Source organism: Paraburkholderia sp. J7 (genome assembly GCF_905220155.1).
Taxonomy (GTDB): domain Bacteria; phylum Pseudomonadota; class Gammaproteobacteria; order Burkholderiales; family Burkholderiaceae; genus Paraburkholderia.
In genome coordinates this window covers 23,861-40,269 of the sequence record NZ_CAJMYZ010000027.1, presented here as the reverse complement: position 1 = coordinate 40,269, position 16,409 = coordinate 23,861, and the positions used below count along the sequence as shown (strand labels likewise).

At 65.5% G+C, this 16,409-nt stretch carries 13 protein-coding genes and 1 tRNA gene; 7 read left to right on the top strand and 7 right to left on the bottom strand.

Going from position 1 to position 16,409, the window contains the following annotated elements; translation table 11 throughout:
• Positions 1 to 170 precede the first annotated feature (170 nt).
• Both U5A58_RS33775 and U5A58_RS33770 read left to right on the top strand, forming a co-directional pair.
• A complete protein-coding gene (locus tag U5A58_RS33775; protein ID WP_321964681.1) occupies positions 171 to 1,328 on the top strand; it encodes a glycerate kinase in 1,158 nt (385 codons plus the stop codon).
• 233 nt (positions 1,329 to 1,561) lie between these two features.
• Positions 1,562 to 2,008, top strand: a complete 447-nt coding sequence (locus U5A58_RS33770) for a MarR family winged helix-turn-helix transcriptional regulator (protein ID WP_133186033.1) — start codon at positions 1,562 to 1,564, stop codon at positions 2,006 to 2,008.
• A 143-nt stretch (positions 2,009 to 2,151) separates the two neighbouring features.
• Here the strand turns inward: U5A58_RS33770 and U5A58_RS33765 are convergent.
• Positions 2,152 to 2,238 (bottom strand) — tRNA-Leu (locus U5A58_RS33765).
• Between the two features lie 431 nt (positions 2,239 to 2,669).
• Between U5A58_RS33765 and U5A58_RS33760 the strand changes: the two genes are divergently transcribed.
• Positions 2,670 to 3,512 (top strand): squalene/phytoene synthase family protein, encoded by an 843-nt coding sequence (locus U5A58_RS33760; protein WP_321964720.1) that lies wholly within the window; start codon positions 2,670 to 2,672, stop codon positions 3,510 to 3,512.
• A gap of 14 nt (positions 3,513 to 3,526) precedes the next feature.
• Here U5A58_RS33760 and U5A58_RS33755 read toward each other — a convergent pair whose 3' ends face one another.
• The 3 genes from U5A58_RS33755 to U5A58_RS33745 all read right to left on the bottom strand — a co-directional run bounded on the left by U5A58_RS33755 (position 3,527) and on the right by U5A58_RS33745 (position 6,899).
• On the bottom strand, positions 3,527 to 4,762 hold the full coding sequence (locus U5A58_RS33755) for a DUF1501 domain-containing protein (protein WP_321964680.1): 1,236 nt from the start codon (positions 4,760 to 4,762) through the stop codon (positions 3,527 to 3,529).
• A gap of 68 nt (positions 4,763 to 4,830) precedes the next feature.
• Positions 4,831 to 6,339 (bottom strand): DUF1800 domain-containing protein, encoded by a 1,509-nt coding sequence (locus U5A58_RS33750; RefSeq protein WP_321964679.1) that lies wholly within the window; start codon positions 6,337 to 6,339, stop codon positions 4,831 to 4,833.
• 245 nt (positions 6,340 to 6,584) lie between these two features.
• Positions 6,585 to 6,899, bottom strand: coding sequence for a hypothetical protein (locus U5A58_RS33745; RefSeq protein WP_321937622.1), 315 nt, complete (start codon positions 6,897 to 6,899; stop codon positions 6,585 to 6,587).
• 251 nt (positions 6,900 to 7,150) lie between these two features.
• Between U5A58_RS33745 and ompR the strand changes: the two genes are divergently transcribed.
• The 3 genes from ompR to U5A58_RS33730 all read left to right on the top strand — a co-directional run bounded on the left by ompR (position 7,151) and on the right by U5A58_RS33730 (position 10,001).
• A complete protein-coding gene (ompR, locus tag U5A58_RS33740) occupies positions 7,151 to 7,885 on the top strand; it encodes a two-component system response regulator OmpR (protein WP_027814652.1) in 735 nt (244 codons plus the stop codon).
• Between the two features lie 53 nt (positions 7,886 to 7,938).
• Positions 7,939 to 9,288, top strand: a complete 1,350-nt coding sequence (locus tag U5A58_RS33735) for an ATP-binding protein (RefSeq protein WP_321937623.1) — start codon at positions 7,939 to 7,941, stop codon at positions 9,286 to 9,288.
• Positions 9,289 to 9,452: 164 nt separating this feature from the next.
• Entirely contained in the window at positions 9,453 to 10,001 is a 549-nt protein-coding gene (locus tag U5A58_RS33730) for a peroxiredoxin (RefSeq protein ID WP_321914855.1), read from the top strand.
• 16 nt (positions 10,002 to 10,017) lie between these two features.
• Here U5A58_RS33730 and U5A58_RS33725 read toward each other — a convergent pair whose 3' ends face one another.
• The 3 genes from U5A58_RS33725 to ispD form a co-directional block, all read right to left on the bottom strand.
• Entirely contained in the window at positions 10,018 to 11,154 is a 1,137-nt protein-coding gene (locus tag U5A58_RS33725; RefSeq protein ID WP_321964678.1) for an acyltransferase, read from the bottom strand.
• A gap of 172 nt (positions 11,155 to 11,326) precedes the next feature.
• Positions 11,327 to 11,806 carry a 2-C-methyl-D-erythritol 2,4-cyclodiphosphate synthase gene (gene ispF, locus U5A58_RS33720; RefSeq protein ID WP_321964677.1) on the bottom strand — a complete coding sequence of 160 codons (480 nt, stop codon included), beginning with the start codon at positions 11,804 to 11,806 and terminating at the stop codon, positions 11,327 to 11,329.
• 43 nt (positions 11,807 to 11,849) lie between these two features.
• Positions 11,850 to 12,569, bottom strand: a complete 720-nt coding sequence (gene ispD, locus U5A58_RS33715) for a 2-C-methyl-D-erythritol 4-phosphate cytidylyltransferase (RefSeq protein WP_321914852.1) — start codon at positions 12,567 to 12,569, stop codon at positions 11,850 to 11,852.
• Positions 12,570 to 12,782: 213 nt separating this feature from the next.
• On the opposite strand from ispD, the gene mfd reads away from it, so the two are divergent.
• Positions 12,783 to 16,262, top strand: a complete 3,480-nt coding sequence (gene mfd, locus U5A58_RS33710; protein WP_321964676.1) for a transcription-repair coupling factor — start codon at positions 12,783 to 12,785, stop codon at positions 16,260 to 16,262.
• Positions 16,263 to 16,409: the final 147 nt, after the last annotated feature.

Sequence of the window (16,409 nt, the reverse complement as noted above, 5' to 3'; positions counted from 1 at the left end):
GACCTGATTTCGGCCTGCTTTTGAACCGCTACGCGCCTGAAGCGCGCTCCAATGCGTGCTATCGCAACGCCGTTATCCAGCCCACGCGGCGAGGCTGTTAAGCTTACGCTCGCGCCGGACGCCCCGCCGGCCGCAGCCGCTCCCAACACAATTCTTCCAGCAGAGACACCATGCCGAATTCGTCGACTGACGCTCCCGTTATCGTCATTGCTCCAGACTCTTTCAAAGGCTCGCTCAGCGCGGACGGGGTCGCCGCCGCGATCGCCGAGGGCATCCGCCGCGTGCGCGCCGACGCCGACATCCGTATCCGTCCCATGGCCGACGGCGGCGAAGGCACGCTCGACGCGATGTTGTCGATCGGCGGCGAGCGCCGCGTCATGACCGTGGAAGGCGCAGCGGGCCCGAAGCGCGACGCCGCGGTCGGGCTGCTGAGCGACGGCAGCGCGATCGTCGAAACCGCCGAGATCGTCGGCATCACGGACGCGGTGGGCATGGGCGTGCCGGTGGACGCGCGCAGCACGCGCGGCATGGGCGAAGCGATCCGCGCGCTGCTCGACGAAGGCGTGCGGCGCTTTTACGTGGCGCTCGGCGGCAGCAGCACCAACGACGCAGGCGCCGGTTTGCTCGCGGGTCTCGGCCTGCAACTCTTCGACGCCGCTGGCAAGCCGCTGGCGCCCACGCCGCAAGCGCTCGCGCAAGTCGCACGGGTGGACGTTTCCGGGCTAGACGCGCGACTTCGCGAAGCGTCGTTCGTCGGCATGTCGGACGTGGACAATCCGCTCACGGGCGAGCACGGCGCGACTGCCGTGTTCGGTCCGCAAAAAGGCGTGACGCCGGAGCAGGTCGCGCCGATCGACGCGGCGCTCGGCCGGTTCGCTGACCTGCTCGAAGCGGCGCTGGGTCGCCGCGTGCGCGACGAAGCCGGCTCCGGCGCGGCCGGCGGCCTCGGTTTCGCGCTACGCATGCTCGGCGCGAGCTTCGAGCCCGGCGCCGAAGTCGTTGCGCGCACCATCGGTCTGGACGAAGCACTCGATCGCGCCGACTGGCTCATCACCGGCGAAGGCCGCTCGGACGTGCAGACGCTGCACGGCAAGGCGCCGTTCATCGCCTGCCGCCATGCCGCAGCCGTGGGCGTGCCCGCCACGCTGCTCTCGGGCGCCGTGGACGCAGCCGCCCTGCCGCGCCTCGCCGAGCATTTCAGCGGCTGCTTTTCGCCTGCGCCGGGCCCCATCACGCTCGAAACCGCGATTCGCGACGCCGCACGCCTGCTCGCCAACGAAGCGGAGCAACTCGCCCGCCTCAAATACGCTGCGCGTACATCCAACTAGGCAAATTCGCCGGGGCACGCCGCCCCGGCTTTGGCGATGCCCCCGGGATTTCGCAGTCCGATCTGTTGAATACGCGCGCCACGCATTCCGCAGTAAGCGATTAATAGATTCGTGCACCGAACCGAACGAGCCGCACAAGGGTTCGGATGCGTTGACCCGCGCGCAAGATGGGGCAACAATCATGGAATCGCGACACGATCGCGCCCTTCCCAAGCGACCAGACCAGGACTCCCATGAAGGCAAGCAAAGCCGGACTCGAACAATTCCTCACCTATCGGCTGCATGTCCTGAACAAACTCTCCGAACGGGGCGCCAGCGAACGCTACCAGGCGAAGCTCGGCATCACACTTCCGGAGGCTCGGCTCATTGCAGCTGTGGGGGCGTTCGGCCCGTTTTCCGTGATGGAGCTTGCGCGTCACGCGAATCTCGACAAGAGCCAGGCAAGCCGTGCAGCCGAGGCGCTGATGCGCCGCGGCCTCATGCAGCGCGACACGAGCGAGGAAGACGGACGCCTCGTGCTCGTTTCGCTCACAACCGATGGACGCGCGCTGTATCGCAAGGTCATGCCCATCGCGCGCAAGTGGAATGTCGACCTCTTCGCGAGCCTCGACGACAAGGAGCGCGACGCACTCGCGCGTGCGCTCGACAAGGTGATCGACGCCATGCAGACCGAACTGTAAGGCGGTCCGCGCGAGCAGAGGCAATAAGCTAAACAGATGGCGGGCAGGATCGGGCAACATCCAGGCCGCCATCGCGAGTGCATCGCGCAAACGTCACACAAACAAAAAGGCCATGTACCTGACGGTACATGGCCTTTTTACTTTGGTGCGTGAGGCCGGACTCGAACCGGCACACCCTTGCGGGCGTCAGGACCTAAACCTGGTGCGTCTACCAATTTCGCCACTCACGCGAATTCTTTGCGCTTCTGTTCTTGCGCCCGGCAGGACCGCTGCGCTTCACTCCAGAAAACGCGTGCGATACAACCCTGTGCGACATGCCGACTGATCGAGTCCTCGTGAGACGCCGGGCGATGTTGTCCACCTCGCCCGCAATCCAGCCTGCTTTCTGACTACGCCTGCCGGCGGCGCTGCTTCATTATGTGCCGGCTGCGCGCTTCCAGCTAAGCGTCCGAAAGCGCAAGCGCGAGATTCTAACCGATTGCCTGGCGCTTGTCTGCATCCTGAAAACAGTGCGCGAGGGGTCATGACGGCGCATCGTCGAGAGCGCAGGCGAGCCCCGCCCGGCCGGCCCGAAGCCGCGCCGATGCTAGAATCGCGGCTCTACCGTCGCGCCGCGCTCTGGCCGCCGCGCGAGCCGCTTTGCCCCACATCTCCAAACGCCGTGAACTTCGACGAATACTGCCTGCAAAAGGCGGCTCCCCCTGGTTCGAGCACTTACTACGCGCTGCGTCAGGCCCGCGCCGCACGCCAGCCGCTCTTGACCGCGCTCTTCGCGCTACGCCGCGAACTCGAGGAAACCGCGAAAGAAACGAGCGACCCTACCGTCGGCCGCACGAAGCTCGCCTGGTGGCAAAAGGAACTGGCCGCGCTCGCCGCGGGCAATCCCGCGCATCCGGTCACGCAGGCGCTCGCCACGCATCTCGACGATTCGAAGGCCGTCTATCCTGGCTTGCAGGCGCTGCTCGCTGGCTTCGAGATGGATTTCGAGCAGGCGCGCTATCTCGATCTGCCGAATCTGCGCCGCTATATGGACGGCGTGGGCGGCACGTTCGCCTCGCTCGTGGCGCAACTCAGCGCGCGCACGCAAGAGGACCGCCAGGAGGCCGCGCGCTGGGCCGCGCCGCTTGGCAACGCGCTCATGCTCGCCCAGTTCGTGCCGGAGATCGGCAACGACGCGCGCCATGGCCGAATCTACGTGCCCATCGACGAATTGCAGCGCTATAACGTCACCGCCGCCGATCTCATCAACCGGCGCTACAGCGCAGAGTTCACGGAACTGATGCAGTTCCAGACCTCGCGTGCGCGCGAAGCGGTGCACGCCGCGCTCGACGCCATTCCCGCCTCGGCGCGCCGCGACCAGCGCACCTTGCGTGCGCTCGCCGCGCTCGAACTCGCGCTGCTCGACGAAGTTGAGCGCGAAGGCTACCAGGTGCTGCATCAGCAGATCGTGCTCACGCCCGTGCGCAAACTGTGGATCGCCTGGCGCGCCGCGCGCCGTAGCTGAGGCTCGCGCTTACGTTACGCGCGCAGCAACGGCAGCGGCTCGAAGCGCTGCTGCAGGACGGCCTGTGCGTCGAGCCCCCACCAGGGGCCTAGCACGGTCGCGTAGATCTGCCTGAAGTCGACGCTTACGGGCAAATTGCCATTGCCATCGAGCTGCGAGAGTTGCGGCGCCTGCCCATAAAGCCCGCCCGCCACCCGCCCGCCCGCGACGAAGTGCGCCGAAGCCGTCCCGTGATCGGTGCCGCGACTTTGGTTCTCGCGCACGCGCCGCCCGAATTCCGCATACGTCACGATCAGCGTGCGATCCCAACGCCCAAGTTCCACGAGCGCCGAGCGCATCGCCTCCATGCCCGAGGCGAACTGGCGCAGCAAATCGGCGTGACGCTGCGGCTGGTTCTGGTGCGTGTCGAAGCCGTTCAGCGTCAGACGAATCACCGCGACGCCGCGCCCCGCCACCGGCGCGCCTTGCGCGGTGTCGCTCGATGCGAGCGCCTGCATGGCCGTCTTGATCGAGGCGCCGAACGCTCCCGACGGAAACGCTGTCTTCAGCGCGTAGTTGCCCGGGCGTGGCCGCAGGGCATCGGCGGCATGCACGATGTCGTTCTCGACATCGAGGATATGCGCGAGCGCCGGGTTGCGCTCCTTGAGCGAGACCGGCGTGACGAGGCGCGAAGCGCGCGCGAACTGCGCCGGATTCACGAGCGCGATGGCACGCGCGCCGTTCGAGAGCGGACCCATCTCGGCGCTGCCGAGCACGAGCGCATCGGCGGCAAATCCTGGCGGCACAGGCTCGCGTGCGAACGCGCGCGTGAGCCAGCCTTCGCGCAGATATTCATTGGAGCGCGAAGCCGTGTCCCAGATCTCGATCGAACGAAAGTGCGACAGATTCGGTTGCGCGTAGCTCACGCCCTGCACGATCGCAAGCTCGTGCGCCCGCCACATCGGCATGAGCGGCGCGAGCGCCGGATGCAGCGCCGTGCGCTCGTCCAGTTGTATCGCCTGCGCGCGTGGCACGCCAATGGCTTGCCGGTAGCTGTAATAAAGCGGATCGGCAAAAGGCACGACCGTGTTGAGGCCGTCGTTGCCGCCCTTGAGCTCGACGAGAATCAGCAGGTTCTCGTAGCCGCTAGCAAGGCCCGGCGGCACGGGCGTTGCCCCTTGTGCGCGCGCGGCGCCAGGCAGCCATAGCGCCGAGCCCGCCATCGCGGCGGCGGCCGTCGCACCGGCTGCAAGAAAGTCGCGTCGCTTCATGGCTTGCCTCGCTTGTCAGTGCGGCGGCATACGCTGCCGCCAGGGATTCGGCCGTTCATGCCCATGCGTCACTTCAATTGATACACCGGATCCATCAGCAGTGCCTGGAGATAGGAACCCGCACTGCTGCCAACCGCGATCGCATCGACAGGCGCGAGCGGCAGGATCGCGTGCTGCATTTGCAACTGCGCTGAAAGACCGGGCGTGGCATCGGCAGTGAGACCGTAACGCGAAAGCCAGCCATCCAGATCGAAGCGCATACCGCCTTGCAACACATCGCGGCGCATTGCGTTCGCCACGTTTCGCATGCTTTGCGGCATGCTTGCCGCGACCTTGGCGGGTGCGCCCGACGCATGCGGCCGCCCCGCTTCCGTCGCACGAAACAACTGCTCGACGAACTGCTTGCGTGCGAGCAGCGTCGCGCTGTTGATCCACGACACCCCGCCTGGCCACCCCTTCACGTTTGGCGGGTAAAACAGATTCTCGCCCAACGCCGCCGAGCGGCGCGCAAATGGCAACGTGTCGCCGTACACCACGTCGAACCGGCGCACCGTGCCGACGATGAACTCCACCGGCGAACTCACGAGCACGCCACGGTTGCGCTCATCCCAGAACGCTTGGGTCACGAGTAGCGCGCGAAGCGCATCGTCGACCTCATAGCCGCTCGCGCGAAAACGATCGGCGACGTTTGTGAGCTGCGCCTCGTCAGGCGTCGAGGAAATGAACTCGCGCCACAGCTTGCCCGATACATATCGGGCAGTTTGCGGCTGCGCGAGCAGGATGTCGAGCACCTGATCGCCGTCGAACGCCCCGCTGCGGCCAAGCACGGTCTTCTCACCACCGTCGTGCAAGTCGGCGCGCCAGACGAACGCCTGAGTGTCGGGATCGAGACTCCAACCCGTATACGCGCGCGCCGCTTCGGCAACGTCGCGCTGCGAGTACTGGCCTTCGCCAAGCGTGAACAACTCCATCACTTCGCGTGCGAAATTCTCGTTGGGCCTGCCCTTGTGATTGCTCGCGCCATCGAGGTAAAGCAGCATCGCGGGGTCCTTCGCGACGGTATGCAGCAGGTTCGCGAAACTCCCCAGTGCATCGCGCCGCAAGAGCGCGTTTTGCGCGGCCATCAACTGCGGCTCGCCAACCTTGTCCTGGCCCGAGGTGAAGTGGTTGTGCCAGAAAAGTGTCATGCGCTCGGTCAACGGCGACGACGTGACGAGCATCTCGCGCAGCCACCACGCGCGCAATTCGTCGTAGCGCGCGCCGCGCTGGCGCTGCGCTTCCTGGCGCTCTTCCGGGGTCCGTGCATTGCGCTGCGCCCGGCTCGGCGGCACTTCGGCGGTCCATGCGGGAAGCGGCGTGAGCGCGTCGCTGCGCGCGCTGCCGACGAGTCGCGCGACAGCCTGCTCTCGCGTGAGCCCCACAAAAGGCGCGACTTCGCTCTCGCGCGGCGCGAAGCCTGTGCGAACGAGAAGATGGCGGGCGTCGTCGGCGTCGAGCAGCGCATCCGCGCCAGTGTCTGGCGCCGACGCGTGCACGTCGGACTGCGCGTTTGGCCTCGACCGTCTGGAGTCGCTCATGATGAACGGGCGCACGACGAAACCGCCGGCGCAGTCAATGAATGTACCGGCTTAACGGCTGTGGCAAAACGGATGTTGACTACGCAATTGCTACGGTTTTTTTCAGCGCGTTTGCACGGCGCGAATGCACGATGGCATGCCGATAAAATCGTGAAAGGCGCGAGAAAGGCGTGAACGCGTCGCGAATTGAATATTGCGTAAACGTTATCGCCGCGCAGCGGCGTTGACGCACGCCGAAAGCAGTATTAGCGCTTGTACAGTTCGCGCACAGCGTCTTCGATATGCTGACGCAAGAGACGTCGCTCGTCGGGCGTCATATGGCCGTCGCGGCGGCGCTGATCGAGGTCGGGGGGAACGGCAGGACGCTGGTTGATGTCAGACGCTGGACGCGGAACCGTATCGCTGCGTATGCGCCGCATTGATGGCTTGCCGCCCTGAGAGCGGGCAAAGGACTGCGGGTTCTCGTAGCGGTCTGCGGAGGGCTGGGCCCGGGCCGGCAACGACTCCAGTGCAGCCGCCACGCCACCGGCTAGCGCCAGTGCAAGCATGGTGTGGCGCATTGTCGGCCTGACCCCTCCCATCGTTTTGTTCCCTTCTTGACGCGGCAAACGGCTACCTCGAATACATGTGCGAACCCGGCTCGGCGCGGGCATGAATTTTAAAGTCGAATGAAGTATCTACCGAACAGCCGCTTTACGTAAAGAAGTCTATCTGTCAGTGCTTGCCGTCGTGGCACAGCACGGGTAAATTTTGTAACTGACTGTAACCTGATAATTGGTGCAAACTCGCATCAGTATCCAATCGCGCTAAGATGCCAGGCATGGAAACCAAAAACCCGTCCAAAATTCTCGTTGTCGATGACGATCCCCGACTCCGGGACCTGCTGCGCCGCTACCTCGGCGAGCAGGGCTTCAATGTCTACGTGGCCGAAAACGCCCCCGCCATGAACAAGCTGTGGGTGCGCGAGCGCTTCGACCTGCTCGTGCTCGACCTCATGCTGCCAGGCGAAGACGGCCTGTCGATCTGCCGCCGTCTGCGCGGCAGCAACGACCGCACGCCCATCATCATGCTCACCGCCAAGGGCGAGGACGTGGATCGCATCGTCGGGCTCGAAATGGGCGCCGACGACTATCTGCCCAAGCCCTTCAACCCGCGCGAACTTGTCGCACGTATTCATGCGGTGCTGCGCCGTCAGGCGCCGTCCGAACTGCCGGGCGCGCCTTCGGAAACCACCGAGGTGTTCGAGTTCGGCGAATTCGCATTGAATCTCGCCACGCGCACGCTCACCAAGGCCGGCCAGGAAATTCCGCTCACCACGGGCGAATTCTCGGTGCTCAAGGTGTTCGCGCGTCATCCGCGCCAGCCGCTCTCGCGTGAAAAGCTCATGGAGCTTGCGCGCGGCCGTGAATACGAAGTGTTCGACCGTAGCCTCGACGTGCAGATCTCGCGCCTGCGCAAGCTCATCGAACCCGATCCGGGCAGCCCGCGTTTCATTCAAACGGTTTGGGGCCTCGGCTACGTGTTCATCCCCGACGGCGCCGCCTGATCCTGGATGGAGTCTCGTTGTCTGCACTGCCTCTGTTGAAACGGGAAGGGTCCATGCGGATTGACCGGCGTTTGCTCACGCTCGCGTTCGGCGATCTGTTCTGGCGCACCTTCCTGCTGATCGCCCTTCTCATCGCGGTGAGTCTCGCCGCGTGGTTCCAGAGCTTTCGCGTGATCGAGCGGGAGCCGCGCGCGCAGCGCGTGGCGCTCCAGCTCGTCGCGATCGTGAAGCTCACGCGCACGGCGCTCCTCTACTCCGATCCCGATCTGCGCCGCGCGCTGCTGCAGGATCTCGAGAGCAACGAGGGCGTGCGTGTGTACCCGCGCGAAACCACCGACAAGTACAAGCTCCAGCCCGACGAGTCGCTCAATCGTCTGATCGAGCATGACATTCGCGGGCGTCTTGGCGACGACACGATCATCGCGCAGTCCGTGAACGACATTCCGGGCGTGTGGATCAGCTTCAAGATCGACGACGACGACTACTGGGTCGCGCTCGACCGCGACCAGCTCGACAACGTCACAGGCCTGCAGTGGGTCGGATGGGGCGTTTCCGCGCTCGCGCTATCGCTCTTCGGGGCGGCCTTCATCACGAGCCTCGTGAACCGGCCATTCGCGCGTCTGGCCATGTCGGCGCGCATGCTGGGCTCCGGGCAGCCTCCCGCGCCCTTGCCCGAGAGCGGCATGGGCGTCGCCGCCGAAACGAATCGCTCGTTCAACCAGATGGTGCGCGACCTCGAGCAGCTGGAGGCCGACCGCGCGCTGATGCTCGCGGGCATCTCGCACGATTTGCGCACGCCGCTCGCGCGCCTGCGGCTCGAAACGGAGATGAGTCCGTCCGATCAGGCGACCAAGGACGCGATGATCGACGACATCGAGCAGATGGACATGATCATCGGCCGCTTCCTCGATTACGCGCGCCCTGCCCAGCGCATGCCCGAGCGCGTCGATCTCTCGGTCATTGCCGGCGAGATGGCCGCGCGCATGGCGAGCGAAGACGGCGTGCGCCTCATCACGCGGCTCGCGCCTTCGGCCATGATCGAAGCCGACGACACCGACATGCGCCGCGTGGTGGGCAATCTGATCGAAAACGCACGCAAATACGGCGCTAGCGAGACTGACGGCATTCCGCACATCATGCTCGAAACGCGCGTCTCGCACTCGCGCGTCGAACTCTCGGTGGTCGACGAAGGTCCTGGCATTCCCGAGGACCAACTCCCGCTCGTCACGCGGCCGTTCTACCGCGTCGACACGGCTCGCACGCAGGCGAACGGCACCGGCCTTGGCATGGCCATCGTGCAGCGCCTCGTGGGCCGCTATCGCGGCGCGCTGCGCCTGCGCAACCGGCTGCCGGGCCCCGGTCTCGAAGTGACGATCGAGTTCCCGCTCGCCAAGGGCGCCTGAGCCGCTTTCCCCTCGCTTGACCGAAAGCCGGCGGCGGCGCACCCTCGCATCACGCGCCGCCCGCACCTGCGACAATCGTTTTCATCGGCATGCCGCGTTGCGCTCTCTCGCGCGCGGCGTCAAAGCGGGCTGCGCTGCCCGCCTCTCGTCTGAGGAGCTGCCCCATGAAAACCGTCGGCGACAAACTCGAGGCCTTCACCGTCACCGCCGCGAAGCCCGGCTTCAACCATCCCGTGGAAAATGGCGAATCGGCGTTCATCGAGATCACCGAACAGACCTTCGCCAACAAGTGGAAGGTCATCTACTTCTACCCCAAGGATTTCACGCTCGTTTGCCCAACCGAGATCATCGCGTTCGCAAGGCTCATCAAGGAATTCGATGACCGCGAAACGGTCGTCATGGGCGGCAGTTGCGACAACGAATACGTGAAGCTCGCGTGGCGGCGCGAGGACAAGACGCTCGATCGCCTCAATCACTATTCGTTTGGCGACGTGAAGGGCGAGCTCATCGATCAGCTCGGCATACGCGACAAGGAAGCGGGCGTGTCGCTGCGCGCAACGTTCATCGTCGATCCCGACAACACGATCCAGCATGTCACGGTGAACAACCTGAACGTCGGGCGCAGCGCCGAAGAAGTGCTGCGCGTGCTCGACGGGCTGCAGACCGGCGAATTGTGCCCCGACGGCCGCGTGGTGGGCGGCGAGACGCTCTAGACGTCGTGCTGTTGCATCAAGTCCGGCTCGCCGCTGCGCGCGTGGGCAGGCGGTTGCGTATTGCCGCTTCGAGCGGTCGCTTCCACTCGAGCACGCGTTTTTCCAGAACCTGCCACGACAGGTGAGCGAGCAGCACGGCCAACGCGAACTGCAGCACGAGCGCAAGAACGGGCTGCGCACCATCGGGCACATGGAGCCGCGCGTAAAACCCCGGCGCCACGCCAAGGCGCGACGGCACGAGGTTGTGAAACAGATAGAAGCCGTAGCTGATCGTGCCGAGATACGCGAGCGGCCGCACTTCCAGCACCGCAACGACCATGCTGTCCTGGCGACGCACGAGCCACAGAAACAGCGTGCCGAGCGCGAGCGCGAGTCCGATGTCGAAGAAGCCCGGCTGTATCGTCGCGCCGTTCACGCATTCGGCACAATCGGCGCGCGCCAGCGCGAAGCCGGCGATCGCCGCACACGCCCCGACGAACCACACCGCACTGAACACCCCCGGGCGCAACGGCACGCGCGCACCGCCGATCGCCAGTGCGCCGCCGAGCGCGAGCATGGCGAAATTCCATGGCGAAAACGCGTAAATCAGCGGCGCGATCGCCCCTTCCTCGTAGAGCGCGAGGTGCGCGAACGCAGCCACCGCAATGACCACCGCGCAAAGCGCGAGATGGCGCGACGCGCGCATGAACAGCAGCGCAAACGGCGCGACGAGATAGAACTGCTGCTCGACCGCGAGGCTCCAGAAATGTGAAACGGTGCCGGGCCAGCCATCGTGCACCACGCCGATCCAGTAATTGGAGAGGAATACGAAATGCCACGCGAGCCCGAGATCGACCTCGCGCTGATAGAAGCTCGCATGCGCGATAGTGAGCGCAACGAGCAGCAGGTAGTACACCGGAAAAATGCGCAGCGTGCGCTTCATGAAGAAAACGTACAGCAGCGCGGCCGTGCGAGCGCCGTGCTGTTCGATGCGAACCCGATTGCGATGCAGTTCTCCAATGATCAGATAACCGCTGATCAGAAAGAACAGCCAGACGCCGATCTTGCCCGCATCGATCGCGTCGACGTGGGCCTTGTGCGAGAGGAACACGAGCACGACTGCAAGCGCCCGCAGGCCGTCGAGGCCTTTCACGCGTTTTTCAACTCCCGCCATTGCCCTCCCCGCTTCCGGATAGCGGTTCAGTATGGGACGAAAAAAACGGAAATTAATCGACAAGAAAAGCAACGGCGATGATTGCAACTGCAATCATCGCCGTAAGGCGCAGAGCAGGCACGCGCCCTGCTCTGCGCCGTTCAGCCCTTCAAAACAAGGGCTGAACGGAAGATCACACGCGCAACAGCAGTACAGCCGCCTGCGCTTCGATCCCTTCGCTGCGGCCGAGATAGCCGAGCTTTTCATTCGTCTTCGCCTTCACGTTCACGCGTTCGACCGGCAGGTTCAGGTCTTCGGCAATCGTCTTGCGCATCGATTCGATGTGGGGTGCGAGCTTGGGCGCCTGGGCGATCACCGTGGTGTCGACGTTCATGAGCGAGAAGCCCGCCTCCTGCACGCGGCGCAGACATTCGCGCAGCAGCACGCGGCTGTTGGCGCCGTAGAACTGCTTGTCGGTGTCGGGGAAATGGCGTCCGATGTCGCCGAGCGCGGCGGCGCCGAACAGCGCGTCGGTAATGGCGTGCAGCAGCACGTCGGCGTCCGAGTGGCCGAGCAGGCCGCGATCGTAGGGGATCGTCACGCCGCCGAGCACGAGCGGGCGGCCGGGCACCAGCGCGTGCACGTCGTAGCCTTGTCCGATTCTGATGTCCATGTGTGGGGTTCCAGGGGTTTCAGGTGTAGGGATTGCGGTGCGCTTATTCTGCGGGCCGGCTGAGGATCGCTTCGGCGAGCGCGAAGTCTTCGGGGTACGTCACCTTGAAGTTGCGCAGACTGCCCTGCACGAGACGCGGCGCGTGACCTAGCCATTCGATCGCGCTCGCTTCGTCGGTGAGATCGTGACCGTCTTGCTGCGCGCGCTCGATGGCCGTGCGCAGCATGCCGATACGGAACATCTGCGGCGTCTGGGCCTGCCAGAGTCCGTCGCGCGATTCGGTGCGCGCGATGTGTACGCCGGGCGCCGCGGGGTCCTTCGGGGCGACGCGCTTGAGCGTGTCCGCCACCGGCAGCGCCATGATGCCGCCCACGGGGTCGTCCTTCAGCGACTCGACGAGCGTGCGAATCAGCGCGGGCGTGATGCCGGGGCGCGCCGCATCGTGCACCAGGACCCAGTCGTTGTCGGTTGCGCCGAATTCGGCGAGCGCGGCCAGGCCGTTGTAGACCGAGGCCTGGCGCGAGGCGCCGCCGCAGCGGCGCACGGCAAAGCGCAGGCCGCCGAAGCGCCGGGCGTCGAAGTGGTTATCGTCGGGAGAAATCACCACGAGGGTTTGCGAGAATTCGTTGCAGGCGTCGAAAGCGGCGAGCGTATAGTGCAGGAGGTCGCGTCCGGCAACGATTCGATATTGTTTCGGCATGGCCGAGCCCGAACGGCTGCCGGTGCCGGCGCACGGAATCAGGGCAAAAAGGCGTGAAGTCACGGTGTCGCGAGCCGCATGAGTCAAAGTAAAGGACGGATTTTATAATAGGTCCCTTACCCGCACGCCGGACGCCCGCAAAACGTCGGCGAAACGTCGTCGAAACGCGCCGGATTCACTTGAAGACCAGTAACCGGCCCCCATATTCTGGCGCTGCACTCCGCCCGAACTGAACTGGCCACCCTACCGACACACGCGTCGGCCACCCTGTTGCCTATGTCCGATATCGCCGCTTCCTCGCAATCTCCGTCCCCCGTCGCCGTCGTCAAGCCGGGGCAGCGCTACGCGTTCGACGGCACGTACGGCTCGTCCGACGCGCTCCTGATCGCCCGCTACCGCGAGGCCGCGCGCGCCAGCGCACGCCAGGCGCCGCTGCTGGCCGTGATTTGCGCCAGCGCCGTGGATGCCCAGCGGCTCGCTCAGGAGATTCCGTTCTTCGCGCCGGAGGCGCGCGTGCGCCTCTTGCCCGACTGGGAAACGCTGCCGTACGACACGTTCTCGCCGCACCAGGACCTCGTTTCAGAGCGCCTGGCCACGCTCCACGATCTCGGCGAAGGCCGCTGCGACATCCTGATCGTGCCGGCCACCACGGCGCTCTACCGCATGCCGCCCGCGTCGTTTCTCGCGGCCTATACGTTCTCGTTCTCGCAGGGCGAGCGCCTCGACGAAGCGAAGTTCAAGTCGCAACTCACGCTCGCGGGCTACGAGCATGTGAGCCAGGTGGTGCGCCCCGGCGAATACTGCGTGCGCGGCTCGCTCATCGACCTCTTTCCGATGGGCTCGCCGCTGCCCTACCGCATCGACCTTTTCGACGACCAGGTCGACTCGATTCGCGCGTTCGACCCGGACAGCCAGCGCAGCCTGTACCCCGTGAAAGACGTGCGCCTGCTGCCTGGCCGCGAGTTTCCGTTCGACGAAGCCGCGCGCACGGCGTTTCGCAGCCGCTGGCGCGAGGTGTTCGAGGGTGACCCGAGCCGCGCGACGATCTACAAGGACATGGGCAATGGCGTGCCCTCGGCCGGCATCGAATACTACCTGCCGCTCTTTTTCGAAGAAACGGCTACGCTCTTCCACTATTTGCCGGAAAACGCCCAGCTCGTGTTCTCGGGCGACCTCGACGCGTCGATCCGCCGCTTCACGAACGACACGAAGCAGCGCCACAACTTCCTCTCGCACGACCGCGAGCGGCCGATCCTGGAGCCGCAGCGCCTCTTCCTGACCGACGAGGACTTCTTCGCGTTCGCGAAGCCCTTCGCGCGCCTCGTGCTGCCCGCCGCGAGCGCGGGCGGCTGGGCCACGGCGCTGCCGAATCTCGCGATCGACCGCCACGCCGACGACCCGCTCGCCTCGCTGCGCAGCTATCTCGACACGACGAAGAACCGCGTGCTGTTCGCGGTGGAGTCGGCGGGCCGGCGCGAAACCATTGCGCAACTGCTCGCCGACAACCATCTGCGCCCCACGGGCGCCGACAGCTTCGAGGACTGGCTCACCGGCGACGAGCGCTTCGCGCTGGGCGTCGCGCCGCTTTCCACGGGCTTCTCGCTGCCGGGCGAGGAGCTTGCGGTCATCACCGAGACCGAGCTTTACGGCCCGCTTGCGCGCCGTGCGGGCCGTCGCCGCCAGGAGCAGGCGAGCAACGTCGATTCAATGGTGCGCGACCTCTCCGAACTCAAGGTGGGCGACCCGGTGGTCCATGCGCAGCACGGCATCGGCCGGTATCACGGCCTCGTGACGATGGACCTCGGCGAAGGCGACACCGAATTCCTGCACCTCGAATACGCGAACGGCAGCAAGCTCTACGTGCCGGTCTCGCAATTGCACGTGATTTCACGCTACAGCGGCGCCGATCCGGATAGCGCGCCGCTTCATGCGCTGGGCTCCGGCCAGTGGGAAAAGGCGCGCCGCAAGGCCGCGCAGCAGATCCGCGACACCGCGGCCGAGCTGTTGAATCTCTACGCGCGCCGCGCCGCGCGCGAAGGCCACGCGTTCGCGCTCGAACCGCGCGACTACGTCAAGTTCGCGGAGAGCTTCGGCTTCGAGGAAACGCCCGACCAGGCCGCCGCGATCGCCGCCGTGATCGGCGACATGACGAGCGGCAAGCCAATGGACCGCCTCGTGTGCGGCGACGTGGGCTTCGGCAAGACGGAAGTCGCGTTGCGCGCGGCGTTCATCGCCGTGATGGGCGGCAAGCAGGTGGCGATTCTCTCGCCCACCACGCTGCTCGCCGAGCAGCACACGCAAACCTTCACGGACCGCTTCGCCGAGTGGCCCGTGCGCATTGCCGAACTCTCGCGCTTCAAGTCCGCGAAGGAAGTGAGCGGCGCGATCCAGCAGATCAACGACGGCAGCGTCGATATCGTGATCGGCACGCACAAGCTGCTGTCGTCCGATGTGCAGTTCAAGCGCCTCGGGCTCGTGATCATCGACGAGGAGCACCGCTTCGGCGTGCGTCAGAAGGAGGCGCTCAAGGCGCTGCGCGCGGAAGTGGACGTGCTCACGCTCACCGCCACGCCGATTCCGCGTACGCTCGGCATGGCGCTCGAGGGCCTGCGCGACTTCTCCGTGATCGCGACCGCGCCGCAGAAGCGTCTCGCCATCAAAACCTTCGTGCGCCGCGAGGAAGACAGCGTGATTCGCGAGGCCATGCTGCGCGAACTCAAGCGCGGCGGCCAGGTGTACTTCCTGCACAACGAAGTCGAAACCATCGAGAACCGCCGTGCGATGCTCGAAGCGCTGGTGCCCGAAGCGCGCATCGCGGTGGCGCACGGCCAGATGCACGAGCGCGAACTCGAAGCCGTGATGCGCGATTTCGTGGCGCAGCGCGCGAACGTGCTGCTCTGTACCACGATCATCGAGACCGGCATCGACGTGCCGACCGCGAACACGATCCTGATTCACCGCTCCGACAAGTTCGGTCTGGCGCAGTTGCACCAGTTGCGCGGCCGTGTCGGGCGCTCGCACCACCAGGCGTACGCGTATTTGCTCGTGCACGATCCGCAAGGGCTCACGAAGCAGGCGCAACGGCGGCTGGAAGCCATCCAGCAGATGGAGGAACTCGGCTCGGGCTTCTATCTGGCGATGCACGACCTCGAAATTCGCGGCACGGGCGAGGTACTCGGCGACAAGCAGTCGGGCGAGATCCAGGAGATCGGCTTCCAGCTCTACACGGACATGCTCAACGACGCCGTGAAGGCGCTCAAGGACGGCCGCGAGCCCGATCTGAACGCACCGCTTGCGGCGACCACCGAGATCAATCTGCACGCACCCGCGATCCTGCCCGCCGATTATTGCGGCGACGTGCAGGAGCGCCTGTCGCTCTACAAGCGCCTCGCGAACTGCGAGCACGACGATTCGATCGACGGCATCCAGGAAGAACTGATCGACCGCTTCGGCAAGATGCCGGCACAGGCGCACGCGTTGATCGAAACGCATCGTCTGCGACTGGCGGCAAAGCCGCTCGGCATCACGAAGATCGATGCGGGCGAAGCGGTCATCGGCCTGCAGTTCGTGCCGAATCCGCCCGTGGACGCCATGCGCATCATCGAGATGGTGCAGAAGCACAAGCACATCAAGCTCGCGGGTCAGGACAAGCTGCGCATCGAAACGCGCAGCCCCGACCTCGCCGTGCGCGTGGCTACTGTGAAGGAGACGTTGCGCGCGCTCGGTGCGCCCAATCGCGCTGGCGCGGCGCGCTAAGCGCTCTCGCCGCCTCTTCGGACGCCCGCGCGGTTTGCCTTCCGCGCGGGCGTTTTCACGTCATGCTGCGGCGCGCCATGCACGCCACGATCGTCGGCAACGTGTGACGCCGCACTGCCCTTAGCTTTGGCTTGCCGCATTCTTTTT

Bases quoted from the DNA above. Each gene is read 5' to 3' on its own strand.
- U5A58_RS33770 (WP_133186033.1), top strand. From the start codon at position 1,562: ATGAAGGCAAGCAAAGCCGGACTCGAACAATTCCTCACCTATCGGCTG.
- U5A58_RS33755 (WP_321964680.1), bottom strand. From the start codon at position 4,762: ATGAAGCGACGCGACTTTCTTGCAGCCGGTGCGACGGCCGCCGCCGCG.
- U5A58_RS33735 (WP_321937623.1), top strand. From the start codon at position 7,939: ATGCGGATTGACCGGCGTTTGCTCACGCTCGCGTTCGGCGATCTGTTC.
- ispF (WP_321964677.1), bottom strand. From the start codon at position 11,806: ATGGACATCAGAATCGGACAAGGCTACGACGTGCACGCGCTGGTGCCC.
- mfd (WP_321964676.1), top strand. From the start codon at position 12,783: ATGTCCGATATCGCCGCTTCCTCGCAATCTCCGTCCCCCGTCGCCGTC.
- U5A58_RS33775 (WP_321964681.1), top strand. From the start codon at position 171: ATGCCGAATTCGTCGACTGACGCTCCCGTTATCGTCATTGCTCCAGAC.
- ompR (WP_027814652.1), top strand. From the start codon at position 7,151: ATGCCAGGCATGGAAACCAAAAACCCGTCCAAAATTCTCGTTGTCGAT.
- U5A58_RS33750 (WP_321964679.1), bottom strand. From the start codon at position 6,339: ATGAGCGACTCCAGACGGTCGAGGCCAAACGCGCAGTCCGACGTGCAC.
- U5A58_RS33730 (WP_321914855.1), top strand. From the start codon at position 9,453: ATGAAAACCGTCGGCGACAAACTCGAGGCCTTCACCGTCACCGCCGCG.
- U5A58_RS33745 (WP_321937622.1), bottom strand. From the start codon at position 6,899: ATGCGCCACACCATGCTTGCACTGGCGCTAGCCGGTGGCGTGGCGGCT.
- U5A58_RS33725 (WP_321964678.1), bottom strand. From the start codon at position 11,154: ATGGCGGGAGTTGAAAAACGCGTGAAAGGCCTCGACGGCCTGCGGGCG.